The 16,912-nt window shown below is 42.0% G+C and carries 16 protein-coding genes; 11 read left to right on the plus strand and 5 right to left on the minus strand.

Annotated features, from left to right (window positions below; translation table 11 throughout):
* Positions 1–230: 230 nt before the first annotated feature.
* Positions 231–1,196 carry an LCP family protein gene (locus MKZ05_RS16420; protein WP_003212964.1) on the plus strand — a complete coding sequence of 322 codons (966 nt, stop codon included), beginning with the start codon at positions 231–233 and terminating at the stop codon, positions 1,194–1,196.
* Positions 1,197–1,396: 200 nt separating this feature from the next.
* Positions 1,397–2,278, plus strand: coding sequence for a Cof-type HAD-IIB family hydrolase (locus MKZ05_RS16425; RefSeq protein WP_253622095.1), 882 nt, complete (start codon positions 1,397–1,399; stop codon positions 2,276–2,278).
* A gap of 56 nt (positions 2,279–2,334) precedes the next feature.
* On the opposite strand, the gene MKZ05_RS16430 is transcribed toward MKZ05_RS16425, so the two are convergent.
* The 5 genes from MKZ05_RS16430 to pgsB all read right to left on the minus strand — a co-directional run bounded on the left by MKZ05_RS16430 (position 2,335) and on the right by pgsB (position 6,663).
* Positions 2,335–3,558 carry a C40 family peptidase gene (locus MKZ05_RS16430; protein ID WP_339160586.1) on the minus strand — a complete coding sequence of 408 codons (1,224 nt, stop codon included), beginning with the start codon at positions 3,556–3,558 and terminating at the stop codon, positions 2,335–2,337.
* Between the two features lie 106 nt (positions 3,559–3,664).
* On the minus strand, positions 3,665–3,835 hold the full coding sequence (locus tag MKZ05_RS16435; protein WP_003213661.1) for a hypothetical protein: 171 nt from the start codon (positions 3,833–3,835) through the stop codon (positions 3,665–3,667).
* The gene (locus tag MKZ05_RS16440; RefSeq protein WP_327839558.1) at positions 3,832–4,998 is read right to left on the minus strand and encodes a CapA family protein; all 1,167 of its coding nucleotides are present in this window, start codon (positions 4,996–4,998) and stop codon (positions 3,832–3,834) included. The genes MKZ05_RS16435 and MKZ05_RS16440 overlap by 4 nt, the downstream gene beginning before the upstream one ends.
* A gap of 18 nt (positions 4,999–5,016) precedes the next feature.
* On the minus strand, positions 5,017–5,466 hold the full coding sequence (gene pgsC, locus MKZ05_RS16445; RefSeq protein ID WP_003213696.1) for a poly-gamma-glutamate biosynthesis protein PgsC: 450 nt from the start codon (positions 5,464–5,466) through the stop codon (positions 5,017–5,019).
* A 15-nt stretch (positions 5,467–5,481) separates the two neighbouring features.
* Positions 5,482–6,663 (minus strand): poly-gamma-glutamate synthase PgsB, encoded by a 1,182-nt coding sequence (gene pgsB / locus MKZ05_RS16450; RefSeq protein ID WP_012011489.1) that lies wholly within the window; start codon positions 6,661–6,663, stop codon positions 5,482–5,484.
* Between the two features lie 747 nt (positions 6,664–7,410).
* Between pgsB and MKZ05_RS16455 the strand changes: the two genes are divergently transcribed.
* The 9 genes from MKZ05_RS16455 (at position 7,411) to rbsB (ending at position 16,862) form a co-directional block, all read left to right on the plus strand.
* A complete protein-coding gene (locus MKZ05_RS16455; protein ID WP_284907400.1) occupies positions 7,411–8,892 on the plus strand; it encodes a spore germination protein in 1,482 nt (493 codons plus the stop codon).
* Positions 8,882–9,979: an endospore germination permease gene (locus MKZ05_RS16460; RefSeq protein ID WP_284907401.1), complete on the plus strand. Its 1,098-nt coding sequence runs from the start codon at positions 8,882–8,884 to the stop codon at positions 9,977–9,979. Before MKZ05_RS16455 ends, MKZ05_RS16460 begins: the two co-directional genes overlap by 11 nt.
* A complete protein-coding gene (locus MKZ05_RS16465) occupies positions 9,969–11,111 on the plus strand; it encodes a Ger(x)C family spore germination protein (protein ID WP_284907402.1) in 1,143 nt (380 codons plus the stop codon). Before MKZ05_RS16460 ends, MKZ05_RS16465 begins: the two co-directional genes overlap by 11 nt.
* Before the next feature lie 117 nt (positions 11,112–11,228).
* On the plus strand, positions 11,229–12,215 hold the full coding sequence (locus tag MKZ05_RS16470; protein WP_003215185.1) for a LacI family DNA-binding transcriptional regulator: 987 nt from the start codon (positions 11,229–11,231) through the stop codon (positions 12,213–12,215).
* Positions 12,212–13,090, plus strand: coding sequence for a ribokinase (rbsK, locus tag MKZ05_RS16475; protein WP_268459192.1), 879 nt, complete (start codon positions 12,212–12,214; stop codon positions 13,088–13,090). The genes MKZ05_RS16470 and rbsK overlap by 4 nt, the downstream gene beginning before the upstream one ends.
* The gene (gene rbsD, locus MKZ05_RS16480; protein WP_251190719.1) at positions 13,087–13,479 is read left to right on the plus strand and encodes a D-ribose pyranase; all 393 of its coding nucleotides are present in this window, start codon (positions 13,087–13,089) and stop codon (positions 13,477–13,479) included. Before rbsK ends, rbsD begins: the two co-directional genes overlap by 4 nt.
* A gap of 15 nt (positions 13,480–13,494) precedes the next feature.
* Entirely contained in the window at positions 13,495–14,976 is a 1,482-nt protein-coding gene (locus MKZ05_RS16485) for a sugar ABC transporter ATP-binding protein (protein ID WP_050944406.1), read from the plus strand.
* Position 14,977: 1 nt separating this feature from the next.
* Positions 14,978–15,931 (plus strand): ribose ABC transporter permease RbsC, encoded by a 954-nt coding sequence (gene rbsC / locus MKZ05_RS16490; RefSeq protein WP_003215300.1) that lies wholly within the window; start codon positions 14,978–14,980, stop codon positions 15,929–15,931.
* Positions 15,932–15,944: 13 nt separating this feature from the next.
* Positions 15,945–16,862: a ribose ABC transporter substrate-binding protein RbsB gene (rbsB, locus tag MKZ05_RS16495; protein WP_327839553.1), complete on the plus strand. Its 918-nt coding sequence runs from the start codon at positions 15,945–15,947 to the stop codon at positions 16,860–16,862.
* The last annotated feature ends 50 nt before the right edge of the window (positions 16,863–16,912 follow it).

The following is a 16,912-nucleotide window of genomic DNA, read 5'->3' on the forward strand; positions in this document are numbered from 1 at the left end:
TCTATGAAAAATCATTTTCCTCACTTTCTATCACTTCAAACATTTCGATGTTTTATGACAAATATATTTCATTTGCGTATCATTGAAACTTTTTACGATAAGGAAACGTCAATTAAGCGTTAGTGAAAAAAACGTCGCACTATATCCCGTTTTAAGGTATATTTGTTTTAGTTTGTAAGCAAAAAGAAGGACATCTTTACTATAAAAATCATAGCGAGGGTTTAAAATATATGGATCAATCAAGAAGCAAACGCAAAGGAAAAAAGCGTTTAAAACCATGGGTGAAAGTCACTCTATTTATAGTCGGTATCCTTTTACTGACAACCGCTTCTGTCACAGGCTATGCCTACTATAAAGTGACAAGCGCTGCAAAAAAAGCACAAGTATCTTTAGATCGCGGCGCACAATCTGTCAAACGGATTGAAGCATTCGATCCTGGGAAAGACAGCTTTTCTGTCTTGCTGCTTGGTATTGACAGCAGACCGGGCGAAACAGTGAAACAAGCACGAAGCGATGCGATGGTCTTAGCAACCGTCAATCGTACAAATAAAACCGTAAAATTATTAAGCATTCCAAGGGATTCATATGTGAATATTCCAGGGCATGGCTATGACAAAATTACACATGCACACGCATTTGGCGGTGCAGATTTAACCTTGAGTACAGTCGAAGATTTACTAGATATTCCGGTTGATTTTGTGATCCAAAGTAATTTCAAAGCATTTAAAGAGATCGTCAATGAACTAAACGGGGTCTCTATTAACGTCAAGGATGAATATGTGGTCAAACAGGTTCTAAAAGATACAAAGGGCAAGGTACAGCTTCAAACAGGAACCCATACACTAGACGGTGATCAAGCTCTCGCATATGTGAGAACAAGAAAAGCAGATAGTGATTTAATGCGCGGGCAGCGTCAAATGGAAGTATTAAAAGCCATTTTTGATAAATCAAAATCGTTAACATCTATTCCGTCATATGACAATATCATTGATACACTTGGTGATAATGTCGCGACCAACCTTTCAATGAAAGAGCTAGTCGGGCTTTTCCCGCTTCTGACGTCATTGAAATCGGTTGATACCATTCAGCTGAAAGGCTCTGATTACCAGCCAAACGGAGTTTATTATTACCAATTGGATCAAAACCAGCTAAACGAAGTGAAGACTGAATTGAAGAAGCAGCTTGAATTATCATAAACAGAAAGCGTCCCTAAGGGGCGCTTTTTTACTTGCTGACGATGATGCAGATTTTTCCCCTTTGGCTTATTTCCTTGATCATTCGATCATTTTTGTTTAGCCTTGATAGAGAGGACAAGCATCGTATTGCTCATGAGAATGAACGAAATCGTACATACTTTGAAGAGGCTATTGCATGCATGAAGGAGGATTTGACAGCGATGAAAAAAATGATTGCGATTGATTTAGACGGTACACTTTTAAATACAAAAAGTGAAATATCTGCTCAAAACAGGGAGGCATTGATCCGCGCGAAGGAAGCGGGATATATTGTCACCATCTGTACAGGGCGGGCGACTTTTGACGTGAAGGAACTGCTTGGCGATTTGGACATCCCTATTATTGCAGCAAACGGCGGAACCGTTCATACAGAAGGTTACGAACTTTTCAGCCGTATCACACTTGACCAAGAAGCAGGAAAACGAGCGGCTCAGGCATTAGTAGAACGAAACATTTACTTTGAGGTTTACACGGACGATGCGCTCCTCTCTCCTTTTGATGGAAAAGAGAAGCTGAAAGCAGAATTTGATGTGATCAAAAGCGCGAATCCAAATGAAGATATAGCTGATTTATGGGAAGGGGCAATGACTCAATTCAAACAATTCGGCATCAAACCAGTGGATGATATTCGTCAGATTTTTGGGTCGAATGAAGCGACCTATAAATTACTCTGCTTCTCATTTGATATGAACAAACTACAGGAAGCTCGCGATCTTCTCGCGGAAATGCCTGAGCTTTCATTGACCTCTTCTGGAAAACATATCATTGAGGTTCTTCCAAAAGAGTCTGGAAAAGGACATGCTCTCAAAAAGCTCGCAGCTCATTACGGCGTAGACCGCTCACATATTTATGCGATTGGCGACAGCCCCAACGATCTATCCATGTTTGAGGAAGCAGGCCACCGCATTGCAATGGGGAATGCCGTTGATGTCATTAAAGACAAGAGCACCTATATTACAAAAGGCAATCATGAAGACGGTGTTGCTTACTTTATTGATCTCCTTTTACAAAATCAATTCCACGAAAAAAAGACGCTTGTCTGATCAGCGCCTAAAGAGAAGTCTAAAAGTCCGATACGAGCGTGGATCGGGCTTTTTCTTTATTTTTTGATTCTAACAGCCGTCTCATACTTATCCTTCCAGTACGTACTTGTTTTCATATTCGTAAGCACGACACCATTTGAGACGGTCATGTGAATCACTTGATTTGATCCTGCATAAATGGCCGGTATCAATGACGTGCCACTAAAGAAAACGAGATCTCCCGGCTTCAGCTCCGACCGTTTCACAGGCGTACCTTCCTTGACTTGACCTGACGCATAACGAGGCAGCTCAATTCCAAGCACTTCACGATACACATACTGTGTGAACCCTGCTGTGTCAAAGCCTTGCTTTGGATTCGTCCCACCTTTGACATAAGGAACTTCACCAATATACGTAGCGGCTTTTGAGACAATCGGGTCTTCTTTTGCTAATTTCAGCTCTGTTAATCGTTTCGCACCTGTCCATTTTTCGCGCCAATACGATTCGGACAAATAAGAAATCGTGACACTTTCCGAACGGCTCGCATGAATAAAACGGTCGCCCCCAATATACATCCCTACATGAGAAATGCCTGGCTTATATGTGTTGCTAAAAAAGACAAAATCCCCAGGACGTATATCATCTAATGCCACTTTTTCTCCAACCATCCACTGCTGTTCAGCACTTCGAGGCAAATAAATCCCTAGTGATTTTTCAAATACATATTGTAAAAAGCCTGAACAATCAAAGCCAATCTTAGGGTCTGCTGCACCAAATACATAAGGAATACCTACATATTTCATCGCATCTTTCACAAGATGATTATCCGAGATTGACGGTGTGCCGGGAAGTCGTTTGACTGCATAAAATCGGTCCGTCCAGTATTTGCTTTTGCTGACGTTTGTTTTCACCACACCTTGACTAAGCGTGATGTGAATGACCTGATCGTTACCAGCGTAAAATCCTACATGTGTCGGGATATCCTTTGTTTCTTCAAGGCTTCGAAAATATACAAGATCACCTGGCTGGGCTTTGTCCCATGATACCTTTTTTCCAATCTGATACTGATCGATTACCTTCCGCGGCAAATCAAAAGCGCCTGATGTCTTGTACACATATTGCGTAAACCCTGATGCGTCAAAGCCCGTTTTTGGATCGGTTCCTCCTTTATGATAAGGTGCTCCAATCAACTTTTCCGCTTGCTGCAAAGGAGACGCTGTTTGAGCAACTGCTTCTGATTGAGTCATGAACATCAGCCCTACGAGCGCGCACCCACCAATCACTATTCCTTTCCACTTCATGACCTTTCCCCTCCTTTCTTCTATAGTTTCGGCATGACACCTAACCTTTTACACCTTTTTTCGACAAAAAAGAGCACGCAATGCGTGCCCTCTATGCTCGTTAGAGTTATTTACTTGCTTCCGTTTTTGACTGTTTTTGTTGTTCGATTTTCTGCATTTCAACCGAGATCTTTTGTTTTTCATGATCTGTGAGGCTGTCACTAAATTTAAAAGCAGACATAAAGACAAAGACTAAAATTAACGCAACAAACGGCCAGCTTGCTTTTAGAAATTTCATTTCTTCTCTTTCCCTCCGTTTTCTTTTAAGTGTTTAACTTTATCAGCGTGATCTACTTCAAAGAAAATGTGTCCGTCTTTTTCTTTCCAATCCGCATTCGTACCATTTGTCAGCATACGGATAATGGATTTTGATTCAAATGATCCTGCTTTAACCGGAGCAGGTGTTGCTTCTTTGATGTACATTGGGACCACTTCAAATGTCGCTTTTCCATCTCCATTCAGATGATACTGAACAAGTGCAGAATCACGTGTTCTTGACCAGCCTTGGTCAAAAATAAAGTTTCCTAAGCTATAGAAGATCGCCGTGCCGTTATAGACTTCCATTGGCTCAAGAACGTGCGGATGAGCACCGATAATGATATCAGCACCAGCCTTAGACATCGCTCTTGCCAATTCTCTTTGTCTATCGTTTACCTCATTGTTGTACTCCTGTCCCCAGTGAGCATGAACAACGACGACATCTGCCTTTTCAGCAGCCTGCGAAATCATCGGAATAAAGATAGATGGGTCGGCTGGCAAGATACCCGCCTGGCGATTCGTTGCTTTAAAATCTTTCCCATACACATCTGTAAAACCAAGTGTAGCGATTTTGACACCATTTACTTCTTTATACGAAATGTTCTGCTTCGCATCCTGAAGGTTAAGGCCTGCGCCTGTATAATCCATGTCAGCTTGTTTAAAGGCATCAATCGTTTTGTTCAGCCCTTTTTCACCATAGTCTGCCGCATGGTTATTCGCAAAGTTTAATACAGAGAAATTCAAATCCTTCAACGCTTTGACCGAATCCTCATCCGTTTTTAAATGAATATTCTTTTGCGCCGCTTGTTCCCGGTCTGATGCGACTGGATGCTCAAAGTTACCAGTCACATAATCTGACACATCGAAGTATGGCTTGGCATAGCGAAAGAGATGCTGTTTTCCATAGCGGTCGGTTACTTTCTCTACGTTTCTTCCAAACATAATGTCACCGACAAACGAAGCGGTCAGGATGTTTTCTGGATTCTTTTGTACAGTTGGCACTTTTGCTTGCCCGATAAACGTAAATAGAAATGTACAAGCAATGACGATCGGTAAAGCAATCAGCACGTGTTTATTCGTTTTTTTCTTTTGGTTCTTTGTGATTTTCAGCAGCTTTTCCTGAAAGCTCAATTTTTTATTCATCATTGGACACACCTTATCTTAAAATAGATAGTAAACATACATGATGGCAAATGTTGCACCACTTAGAAGTAACGTGCTTCCAAGGGTCATCGTAAGACCTTGCTTTTGAATCGTATTTGCAATCAATCCAGGAACGATAATACCGATTCCGCGGAATTCTGCTATTTCAAATGGGACCACTGGATAGAAGAAATCAAAGACTAGCTTTAAGGCAATCCCTGTAATCAGCATCGCAGCAAACTTTCTGCGTCCGTATAAAATCATAAATTTCGATAGACCAAAGCGAACGATGACATACGTAAGCAAGCTGACAGATAAGACAACTAAAATGAAGACTGGCTGGTTAAATACAAGCGCCAGATAACCTGGGACAACAAGTCCAGCTGGTACGATTCCTGTTTTTTCTGCAAAGATTAAACTAAGTAGAACACCTAAAATTAACGAGATATAAAGATCTGATCCGAACATTTTCTATATTTCCTCCTAGCTGACAAGCTGCTTAATTTTGTATTCTTGAATTTTTTCGATTAACGGTTCAGCGGCACCATGAATATTGCCGACTCCATAAACCACTCGATTATGAAGCTTTTTCTCAAGCATGTTCATAATTTCTTCTGTAGATTGATATTCAAGGTTGTGTAAGTGGTCAGCCGGAATTTTTCCATCCTCATATGCCTTTACAATTGGATCTGTTGTTTCACCAATTAAGACGAGATCACTTGCTTCAATATAAGGAAGTACATCCTCCGCAAACTGGATCGTTCGATCTACACGATCCGCACGGCAGTTCATGATAATAATCGGTTCATCTGTTGGATATCCAATTTCTTTCACACGCTTCCAAATGTTCAATGTAGATGATGCGTCATTTGCCGCAAAACCATTTACAAAGTGTCCAGGCGTTTTCGCATCCATTAATGGAAGAATTCTCATCGCTCCTGGATCAGGCGGCGCATTTAACATTCCTCGGAATGCCGTATCTTCATCAATTCCCAATGCCTGTGCAACACCAAGTGCAAGTGAGGCATTATCTGGGAAGACCATGTACTCAAATTTCCGTAAATACTCATCAGAAATCTTGGAATTATCTGCAACAATGACTTCTGTATTGCGTTTTTTCGCAATCTCTTTAAAGAAATCCGTATATTCACTATCCGTAATAACCAAGTGTCCATTGTAAGGAATTGTCGCTGTAAAGGCTTCTGCTATTTCATCAAGTGTCGGCCCCATAACGTCCATATGATCTTCAAGAACGTTTACGATCACGCCAATATTCGCTTGAAGCAGCTCTTCCTGAAAGATGATTTGGTAATCTGGATTTACCGCCATACATTCACTGACGATGGCATTTGCTCCTCTTTCAACGGTTTCTCTCATAACTTCCTTCTGCTCACCGATATTCGGTCCTTGCGGTTTCCTTTTAATCGGTTTCTCCTCTGGCGTATCCCAATAAATCATTCTTGCATCTGTTCCCGTTGTTTTGCCGACAGTTTTATAACCTGCCTCCATTAAGATACCGGTTGTCAATCTTGTAACGGTAGACTTTCCGCGAATACCATTAATATTGACGCGCACCGGTAGGGCATCGATATTTTTCTGGTGACGCTTCTTTTCAATAAAGCCAATCCCTAACATGATGACACAGGCTATAACGATTAACCACATCGCTTATCTACATCTCCTTTTTTTATGAGTGTGATATGTAAATTCAATCAACAGTATATAGGTTCAGCATAAAATCACAATCGGTATTATGTAACATAATCTTTCACTTCCTCGTATGCCAAATTCCTCTAATCAGAAGGTGTATTGACCTAGCTCCTCTTTAAATGAAAAGGTCAAAAGACGGACAAAAATCAGCCTGAATTTCGGCTTCAATCAAGAGTAAGCGTTACCATCAAGCATCGAAAAATCTTTTGTCCTTTTCTCCCTAAATTTTTTGACAATTGTTAAGATGTATTTTGAATCAATGTTTTAAAGCCCTTTAAACTCTATAACATCAGTCATATCAGCGCTTTAAATGAATAGTGCGTGTTTTGGAATGTTTTCGATTTTTGAAGGAACAGGTTAGAAAGTCATCCTCATCGGTTAGAACGCTACACGTTGACCTATGACAAAGGTCACCTCATAAAAAATCAAGTCATATGCTTATTTCAGGGTCACAAAAAATTGGGATAAGATGTAAATTATTGATCATTTCGAAATGCCTTCTCTTTACGATATTCGCTCCTTATGACCCACATAATGAAATATTATTCATTTGTTTTTATCAAGATTCATCATTTCTTAACATTTTTAATATGATTTTAGTTGAAAGTTGTCAATTCATGTCATGCTTTCCCCAAAGGCGACGAATAAAATCAGCTTCCCCGCTTACACTAAGGTTAAAAAATCTGTGAGAGGAGGCTAAAGATGCCAAACAGCAATGAGCAAACACGGTTGCATTTTTTATCAGGCAGCTTCGAGGAAAAAATCCGGATTCTGAAAAAAACATTTCAGCAAAGCGGCGATTTTGAATACCGAGAGTTAATGGTGAATGAAACGAAATCTGTCCTGTTTTTTATTAAAACAAGAATTGATGAAGGCAAACTGAACAACTTTATTATCGGTAACTTGTTAGGTCCTCCTGGAAAACAAGATTATACAAAGTCTCTTAGTACGCTTGAAACAGGCGACTTGACTCTGATCACTGACAGTATTATTGCAGGAAGCATTGCCTTTCTTGATGAAAATTCCTCGCAGATCAAATTATTTGCTGTCGGGCAGCCGCCGCTTCGCTCTATTTCTGAGCCTTCATCAGAAAGCATCATTGCGGGTGCTCATGATGGATTTGTGGAAAGTTTGGATACGAATATATATTTACTGCGTTCTCACTTAAATGATCGGAAGCTCGCCATTCAGTACCATAAGGTCGGTACAAAATCAGAAACAAAGCTTGCGATTGTTTATATTTCTGATGTAGCGAATCAGGAAAAGGTAGAAGAGGTAAACAGACGGATCTCTTCTATTAAAGTAGACACGCTGATTAGTCCTGGTTCTATTGTTGAGGCGATCGAAGATGATTCATTTTCTATTTTTCCGCAGCTGATTGATACAGAACGTCCTGATAAGGTGAGATCTGCCATTCTTGAAGGTCGTATTGTAGTGCTGATGGACGGGAGCCCTATGGCAATTATTCTTCCTGTCACCTTTTTTAGTTTCTTTCAATCACCAGATGATTATAATAGCCGCTGGATTCCAGCTACATTTATCCGTATTTTGCGTTATCTCGCCTGCATCATCGCAGTCATACTGCCATCTTTTTATATTGCGGTGATTGGATTTCATTATGAGGTGGTCCCTGATGAACTCGCCGTAACCATGAAGAATTCTATTATTGGGATTCCCTTCCCTCCTTTAATCGAAGCCATGCTGATGGAAATTACTATTGAACTCATACGGGAAGCCGGGGTGCGTCTGCCAAAACCAATTGGACAGACCATTGGGATCGTAGGCGGTTTGGTCATTGGGGATGCGGTAGTACAAGCAGGACTCATCTCGAATGTCCTTATCGTTGTCGTTGCCGTGACTGCCGTTGCTTCCTTTGTCCTTCCTTCATTTGAAATGACGTCTACCATCAGGATGCTGCGTTTTCCGCTCATGTTCATGGCGTCAATGTTTGGCTTTATCGGCATTTCATTTGGCCTGGCCATCGTCCTCATGAATTTATGCCGCCTAGAATCATTAGGTGTACCGTACTTATCACCTGTTACACCTTTTAACTGGCAGGATTTAAAGGACACCGTCATTCGACTACCTATGTGGATGTACAAACAGCGTCCTGTTTATTTAAATCCGCAAAGGAAAAAACAAATTGAAAATTTGAGAGGGTGGGAAAAGAAAAATGAAAAATAAAATATCTCCATCTCAAGCGATCTTTTTTCTCATCCAATCTCAAATTGGTGTTGGGATTTTAGCGCTTCCCCATTTGCTGATGAAAGACATGGGGCACGATGGCTGGATGGCGATTATCTTAGCCGGCGTATTTATTCAAATCATCAATACCATTTTCATTTATATCATTCAAAAATATCCTGACATATCGTTCTTCCAAGCATTAATCAAAGTCTATGGGAAATGGATAGGGCATATTTTAATCGGGCTTTATACAGTTTATTTTGCCTCGATCTGCATTGTTGTTCTCTCCATTTTCACCAGAATACTTGGTATATGGGTACTGCCGCTTACGCCAAACTGGGTCATTAATTTATTGCTGACGATCTCCATCATCTACATCGCAAAAGAAAAAATCACAGCGATCGTCAGGTTTAACTTTATCTTGACCCCCTTTTTGCTCATGTTGTCTTTACTCATGTTCTATTCGTTAAAAGGAACCAATATTGACTACCTCATGCCTTTCTTCCAGACGGATTTGTCTCAGTTCCAGCTTGGATTGAAAGATGTGGTGCTCTCGATGAACGGCTTTGAAATGATTCTCATCATCTCTCCATTCATGAAAGGTTCCATCAAAGAACGGTATAAGGTCATGACGATTTCAAATATATGCACGACGCTTTTCTACCTATTTATTACATTGATTTGTTTTATGTTCTTCAGCCCGATTGAGCTTGATATCATACCAAATCCTGTGCTTTATCTATTAAAGACCATTACATTCGGAATCATTGAACGAACAGATTTAATTTTTCTAAGTTTCTGGGTGTTTGTCATTCTTGCCACACTCAGCAATTACCTTCACTTCTGTGCCAATGGCCTAGCGAGCCTACTTAATAAAAAAGAGCATAAAAAATATGTCTATTATTTTGCCATTTTCATCTACGCGGCTTGCTGTTTTCTCGCAAACGATAACTTTAGAATACAGCGCTTTAACGACTTTACGACCATTGCTCAAATTTCAGTTATTTACACACTGCCGATCATTATGGCCATCATCATTTTTATCAAACATCTTAAAGGGAAGGTGAAATCGCATGCGTCATAAGTTTTCGCTGACGCTCCTCATGTGTATATCGCTTATCTTCATGCCTGGCTGCTGGGATCAAAACTTATTAAAAAATATCTCTCTTGTGTTAACGTCTACGGTTGATCAAGGAGAAGACGACAATGCGAAGTTCTCCATCACCTATCGTAAAGTACAGCAGTCTCAAAGCATGGCGCAAGGAAATACAGGCAGCTATTTAACCACTGTTCTTACAACTGAAGCTCCTACATTAAGAAAAGCAAGAACCAACTTCAGCCGAATTGTCGATCAAAAAATTGATATATCAAAAATGCGAGTCATGCTAATCGGTGATGAATTTGCTCAAAATAGCCTTCTCCCCTATTTAGATATGTTCTATCGAGATCCAAAAAGTCCTTTGCTCGCCAATCTTGCAGTGGTACAGGGGGGAACCTGTGTGGAATTAATCGACCAGCTCCTCAAGGAAAAGGTCATTGTGAGCGATTATTTAAATAACCTCATCACCACTGCATCTCAATCCTCCCAAGTAGCACCTAAAAACATGCAAAGCATTCGTTCCAAAATGCTGCAAACCGGAGAGGATTTCACACTGCCGTTACTCTACTATGATCAAGAGAAAAAACTAACGAGTGTAAAAGGCGTCGCCCTATTTGATAATGAGAAAAAGAAAGGTGAGCTGTACGGACAAGATGCCATTCTTCTCACTGTCATGGACGAGAATATGGGCAAATATGCGAACTTCACTAAAAAAGTAAGAAGTGATATGAAATCAAAGGAGAACAATTACATCACCATTCAAGTGACAGATTCAAAGAGAGACATCAACATTATCAATCCTGACCATCGAAACTTAACCTTTTCTCTTGAGTATGAATTCACGACCTCTGTCCTTGAATACCCGAAAGATAATCTAGACACAGATAAAAAAATTAAAATGCTCAACAAAAGGCTTTCCGCGATTTTGACAAAAGAAGCAGAAAAAGTCGTGGCCTCCCTGCAAGAAGCAAACTCTGACGTCCTTAGCCTAGGCAGAAAATATCGGGTAAGACACTATGATGAATTCATGAAGATGAACTGGGTTACGGATTATCCAAATGTAAAAATCATCCCAAAAATCAAAGTGAATATTACAGAAACAGGGATTATTAGTTAAGAAAAGGAAGAGTTCATCTTTCTTTTCTTTTTTTATTTTTTTAAGATTGTCATTTAAAAGCTTTCATGATAATCTATTTGTGTAAACGGTTACACATTCACGAAGGGAGGCACTCCATTGGCTACCATTAAAGATGTTGCAAAAGCTGCACAAGTGTCTGTTGCCACTGTGTCTCGCGTGCTTAACGATACTGGATATGTCCATACAGATACGAAAACCCGCGTGACACAAGCGATGCAGGAGCTGAACTACTTTCCCAATGAAGTGGCTAGATCCCTTTTCAAAAGAGAATCCCGCTTAATCGGTTTGATCTTGCCTGATATCACAAACCCCTTCTTTCCTCAGCTTGCTAGAGGCGTAGAGGATGAGATTCATGCGCAAGGTTTTCGGTTATTATTCGGAAACAGTGATGAAGATCGAGAAAAGGAATTGGCTTATTTACAAACCTTTAAACAAAATCAAGTGGTCGGTGTCATCGCTGTCACAAACGAACCTGAATCAGATATATACAATGATGATGAATTGCCGGTTGTGTTCTTAGATCGAACCGTCTCGCATGCACCTTCTGTATCTGCAGATACTGCAGCTGGCGGGAAAATGGCTGCAATGGAATTAATCAGGCGCGGCAGCCGGCAGATCACACTGCTGAAAGGACCTGCCCACCTTCAAACAGCGAGGCAGAGATTCAAGGGTGCACTCGATGTACTGACCGAAAAGGGTGTCGACTTCCATGTGATGTCTAATGCTTCATTTTCTTTTCAAGAAGCCCGTAAGAGTGCCAAGGCTCTTTTCCAGCTGTACCCTGAAACAGATGGCATCATTGCCAGTAATGACATTGTCGCAACAGCGGTCATACACGAAGCACTTCGGATCGGAAAAGCCGTTCCAGAGGATGTTCAAATCATTGGGTTTGACGATATTCCGCAAAGCGAGCTGCTCTTCCCTTCCCTATCGACAATTAGGCAGCCTGCCTATGAGATGGGAAAAGAAGCGGCGCAGCTGTTAATTAAAGCGATTCAGAAACAACCTATAGATCAACCAGTTATTCAAATGCCCGTCTCTTTTATTGAACGAGAGACCACAAGAAAGGTGGATTCACAATGAGTCATATTGTCGTAGTAGGAAGCTGTTCAATGGATTTAGTCGTCACTTCGGATAAACGGCCAAATGCCGGTGAAACAGTGTTAGGCGAATCATTTAAAACCGTCCCAGGCGGAAAAGGCGCCAATCAAGCAGTCGCCAGTGCCAGACTCGGTGCTGATGTATACATGGTCGGCCGGGTCGGTGATGACGCTTATGGTCAAGATATTCTCAGCAATCTACAAGACCAAGGGGTCCGCACCTCATATATGAAACCGGTTACCGAAATGGAAAGCGGCACGGCTCATATCATTTTAGCGGAAGGTGATAACAGCATTGTCGTGGTCAAAGGGGCAAATGACGAGGTCACTCCTGACTATGTAAGAGAAGCACTTTCTACAATAGATGATATTGGAATAGTGCTCATTCAGCAGGAGATACCTGAAGAAACGGTCGAAGCTGTCTGCGCCATTTGCAGCGGAAAAGAAATCCCTGTGATTTTAAACCCTGCACCTGCCCGCAAAGTGTCGCAGCAAGTTTTAGACCAGGCTGCCTACATTACACCGAATGAGCACGAGGCTGTTCTCATGTTTAACGGACTCCCAATTGAAGACGCCTTGCGTCAATATCCTAACAAATTACTGATTACAGAAGGGAAAAATGGGGTTCGATATTTTGACGGATTGAAAGAAGTGCTCGTCCCAGGATTTCCAGTCGAAGCAGTAGATACAACAGGAGCAGGCGATACCTTTAACGGAGCCTTGGCTGTTGCCTTAACAGAAGGCAAATCTCTCTATGACGCACTTGCATTCGCTAACCTTGCAGCATCAATGTCTGTCACCAAGTTCGGTGCACAAGGCGGCATGCCAACAAGAGAAGAACTGGAGAGAAAAAAATGAAAAAAAACGGCATCTTAAACAGTCATATCGCCAAGGTACTTGCTGACCTTGGTCATACAGATACAATCGTCATCGCAGACTGCGGCCTGCCGATTCCAGAAGGTCCAGTCAAAATCGACCTGGCACTATCAATCGGCACACCGTCCTTTCAGGAGGTCACCTCCCTCCTTCTTCAAGAAATGGCGGTTGAACACATTACTGTAGCTAGTGAAATCAAAGAAGCCAATGAGCGAGATCATCTATTTCTAAAGAAAGCGTTCTCACAGCCATTACATGATGTAGACCACGAGACGTTTAAAGATATGACCAAACAGGCAAAAGCAGTCATTCGCACGGGTGAAGCCACCCCATACGCAAACTGCATTCTTCATGCCGGTGTCATCTTTTAAAAGGAGGAGCCAGATATGAACATTGAGATGCATAACATCCATAAGGCCTTTGGAAAAAACACCGTTCTTTCCGGGGTCTCCTTTGACCTCGTCACAGGTGAGGTTCACGCGCTCATGGGTGAAAATGGCGCAGGAAAATCAACTTTAATGAACCTGCTCACAGGTCTTTATTCATTAGACCAGGGAACGATTCAAATCGACGGGAAAGAAACCGCTTTCAAAAATCCGAAGGAAGCGGAACAACACGGCATCGCCTTTATTCATCAAGAGCTCAACATATGGCCAGATATGACCGTCTTGGAAAACCTATTCATCGGGAAAGAAATCTATACGAAATTTGGATTGCTAGACACAAAGAAAATGAAGGTTCTTGCCCAAAGCCAGCTGGACCGATTGTCTGTGAACCTCTCGCTTGATCAAGAGGCAGGCAGCTGCTCTGTTGGACAAAAACAGATGATTGAGATTGCAAAGGCATTAATGACGGAAGCGAAGGTCATCATCATGGATGAGCCAACAGCAGCTCTTACAGACCGTGAGATTGAAAAGCTCTTTCAGGTCATTGAATCTCTCAAAAAGGAAGGCGTATCCATCGTCTATATTTCTCACCGTATGGAGGAAATTTTTGCGATCTGTGACCGGATTACCATCATGCGCGATGGGAAAACGGTCGATACGAAAGCCATACCTGAAACAAATTTCCATGAGGTCGTCAAAAAAATGGTCGGCCGCGAATTAACAGATCGATACCCTGAGAGAACGCCTTCTCTAGGAGATACTATCCTTGAGGTGAAGCAAGCGACAAGAAAAGGACAATTTCAAGATATCAATTTCTCCGTTAAAGCTGGAGAAATCGTCGGTGTTGCAGGCTTAATGGGCGCTGGCAGGACCGAAATGATGCGGTCACTGTTTGGTCTTGATCCTCTTGATCAAGGGGAAATCTGGGTTCATGGGAAAAAGGCTATCATTAAAAAACCAAGTGATGCCGTCAAGCTCGGCATCGGCTTTATCACAGAGGATCGCAAAGATGAAGGACTCATGCTGGATGCATCCATTCGAGAAAACATTGGTCTGCCAAACTTAGAAAGCTTCTCTCCAAAGGGACTGATCGATAAGAAAAACGAACAGGATTTTGTTGACCTGCTCATCAAAAGATTGACGATTAAAACGGCTTCCTCTGAAATCTCTGCTCGAAGTCTCTCTGGTGGAAATCAGCAAAAAGTCGTCATCGCCAAATGGATCGGCATCCAGCCGAAGGTCTTGATTTTAGATGAACCGACAAGAGGTGTCGACGTCGGAGCGAAACGAGAAATCTACCAGTTAATGAATGAACTGACTGATCGAGGTGTTGCCATTTTAATGGTCTCCTCTGAGCTCCCAGAAATTCTAGGGATGAGCGATCGAGTGCTTGTCATTCATGAAGGAACCATCAGCGGAGAATTAAATAAAGCAGACGCAACACAAGAACGAATTATGACACTAGCTACAGGAGGGAAGTAACATGAAACCACTTACTTCAAATGGACGATTTGACAACATCATGCAAAAGCTTGGGCCATTCTTAGGACTCATCATCCTTGTCGCCATTGTTTCTATTTTAAACCCGGCCTTTTTAGAGCCATTAAACATCTTAAACTTACTGAGACAAATCTCCATTAATGCCCTCATTGCCTTTGGAATGACGTTTGTTATTTTAACAGGAGGAATTGATTTGTCGGTCGGTGCCATTTTAGCACTTTCTAGTGCGCTGACTGCCGGATTTATCGTGTCTGGTATGGACCCGATTTTAGCTATTATCGTTGGCTGTATCATCGGCGCTATTCTTGGGATGGTCAACGGTCTTTTAATCACAAAAGGAAAAATGGCTCCTTTTATCGCAACACTTGCCACGATGACGATTTTCAGAGGATTAACACTTGTTTATACAGACGGAAACCCGATTACAGGACTCGGATCTAACTATGCCTTTCAGTTATTCGGACGCGGGTATTTCTTAGGCATTCCTGTTCCAGCGATCACGATGCTTCTCACCTTTATCGTGCTCTGGGTGCTGCTTCATAAAACGCCTTTCGGCAGAAGAACATATGCAATCGGTGGGAATGAAAAAGCTGCGCTCATTTCAGGAATCAAAGTACCGCGCGTAAAAATTATGATCTATTCATTAGCAGGGTTCATGTCTGCTCTAGCAGGTGCGATCTTAACATCTCGTCTAAACTCAGCCCAGCCAACAGCTGGTACGTCCTATGAGCTTGATGCAATTGCTGCCGTTGTACTTGGCGGGACAAGCCTTTCCGGCGGAAGAGGGCGAATTGTCGGCACACTGATCGGGGTGCTTATCATCGGTGTCCTGAACAACGGTATGAACTTACTTGGTGTATCATCATTCTATCAATCTGTTGTGAAAGGGATTGTCATCTTGATTGCAGTCCTACTAGACAGAAAGAAATCTGCTTAAGGAGGCAGCTGCTATGAAAAAATTTCTCATTCTCATTCTGACTCTCTCATTGTTCATGCTTTCTGCCTGCTCGCTAGAACCGCCAGAGTGGGCCAAATCAACAAAAGATGGGAAGAAAAAAGACATCAAAATCGGTCTCTCGATCTCGACCTTAAACAATCCATTCTTCGTTTCTCTTAAAAACGGGGTGACGAAAGAAGCGAAAAAGCTTGGCATCGAAGTTGTCATTGCAGATGCTCAAAATGATTCAGCAAAACAAACAAGTGACGTAGAAGATTTAATTCAGCAAGGGGTCGACGCATTGCTTATCAACCCAGCGGACTCGTCTGCCATCTCAACTGCTGTTGAATCAGCGAATGCTTCAGATATTCCTGTCATCACATTAGACCGTTCAGCTGAAAGCGGTAAAGTAGAAGCACTGGTTGCTTCAGATAACGTCAAAGGCGGCGAAATGGCAGCCAACTTTATTATCGACAAGGTTGGAAAAGGCGCTAAAGTCGCTGAATTAGAAGGTGTACCAGGCGCTTCCGCTACACGTGAACGCGGAAAAGGATTCCATCAAATAGCAGATAAAGATCTAAAAGTGACAGCAAAACAAGCAGCTGACTTCGACCGAACAAAAGGGTTGAACGTCATGGAAAACCTCCTTCAAGGAAACCCTGACATCAAAGCCGTTTTTGCCCACAATGATGAAATGGCGCTTGGCGCACTAGAGGCGATTCAAAGCTCTGGAAAAGACATTCTCGTCGTTGGCTTTGACGGAAACGAAGATGCACTCAACTCGATCAAAGCAGGAAAACTATCTGCCACAGTCGCCCAGCAGCCAGAGCTGATCGGAAAACTGGCAGTCGGTGCTGCAAGCGACGTCTTAAAAGGGAAAAAAGTACAAAAGAACATCGCAGCTCCACTGAAACTAGAACAGAAAAAATAAACACAAAACCCCCGACTTCCCTCGGGGGTACAGATGGTTGACAAAGGGCT

The organism is Bacillus sp. FSL M8-0277 (genome assembly GCF_037975305.1).
GTDB lineage: Bacteria > Bacillota > Bacilli > Bacillales > Bacillaceae > Bacillus > Bacillus pumilus.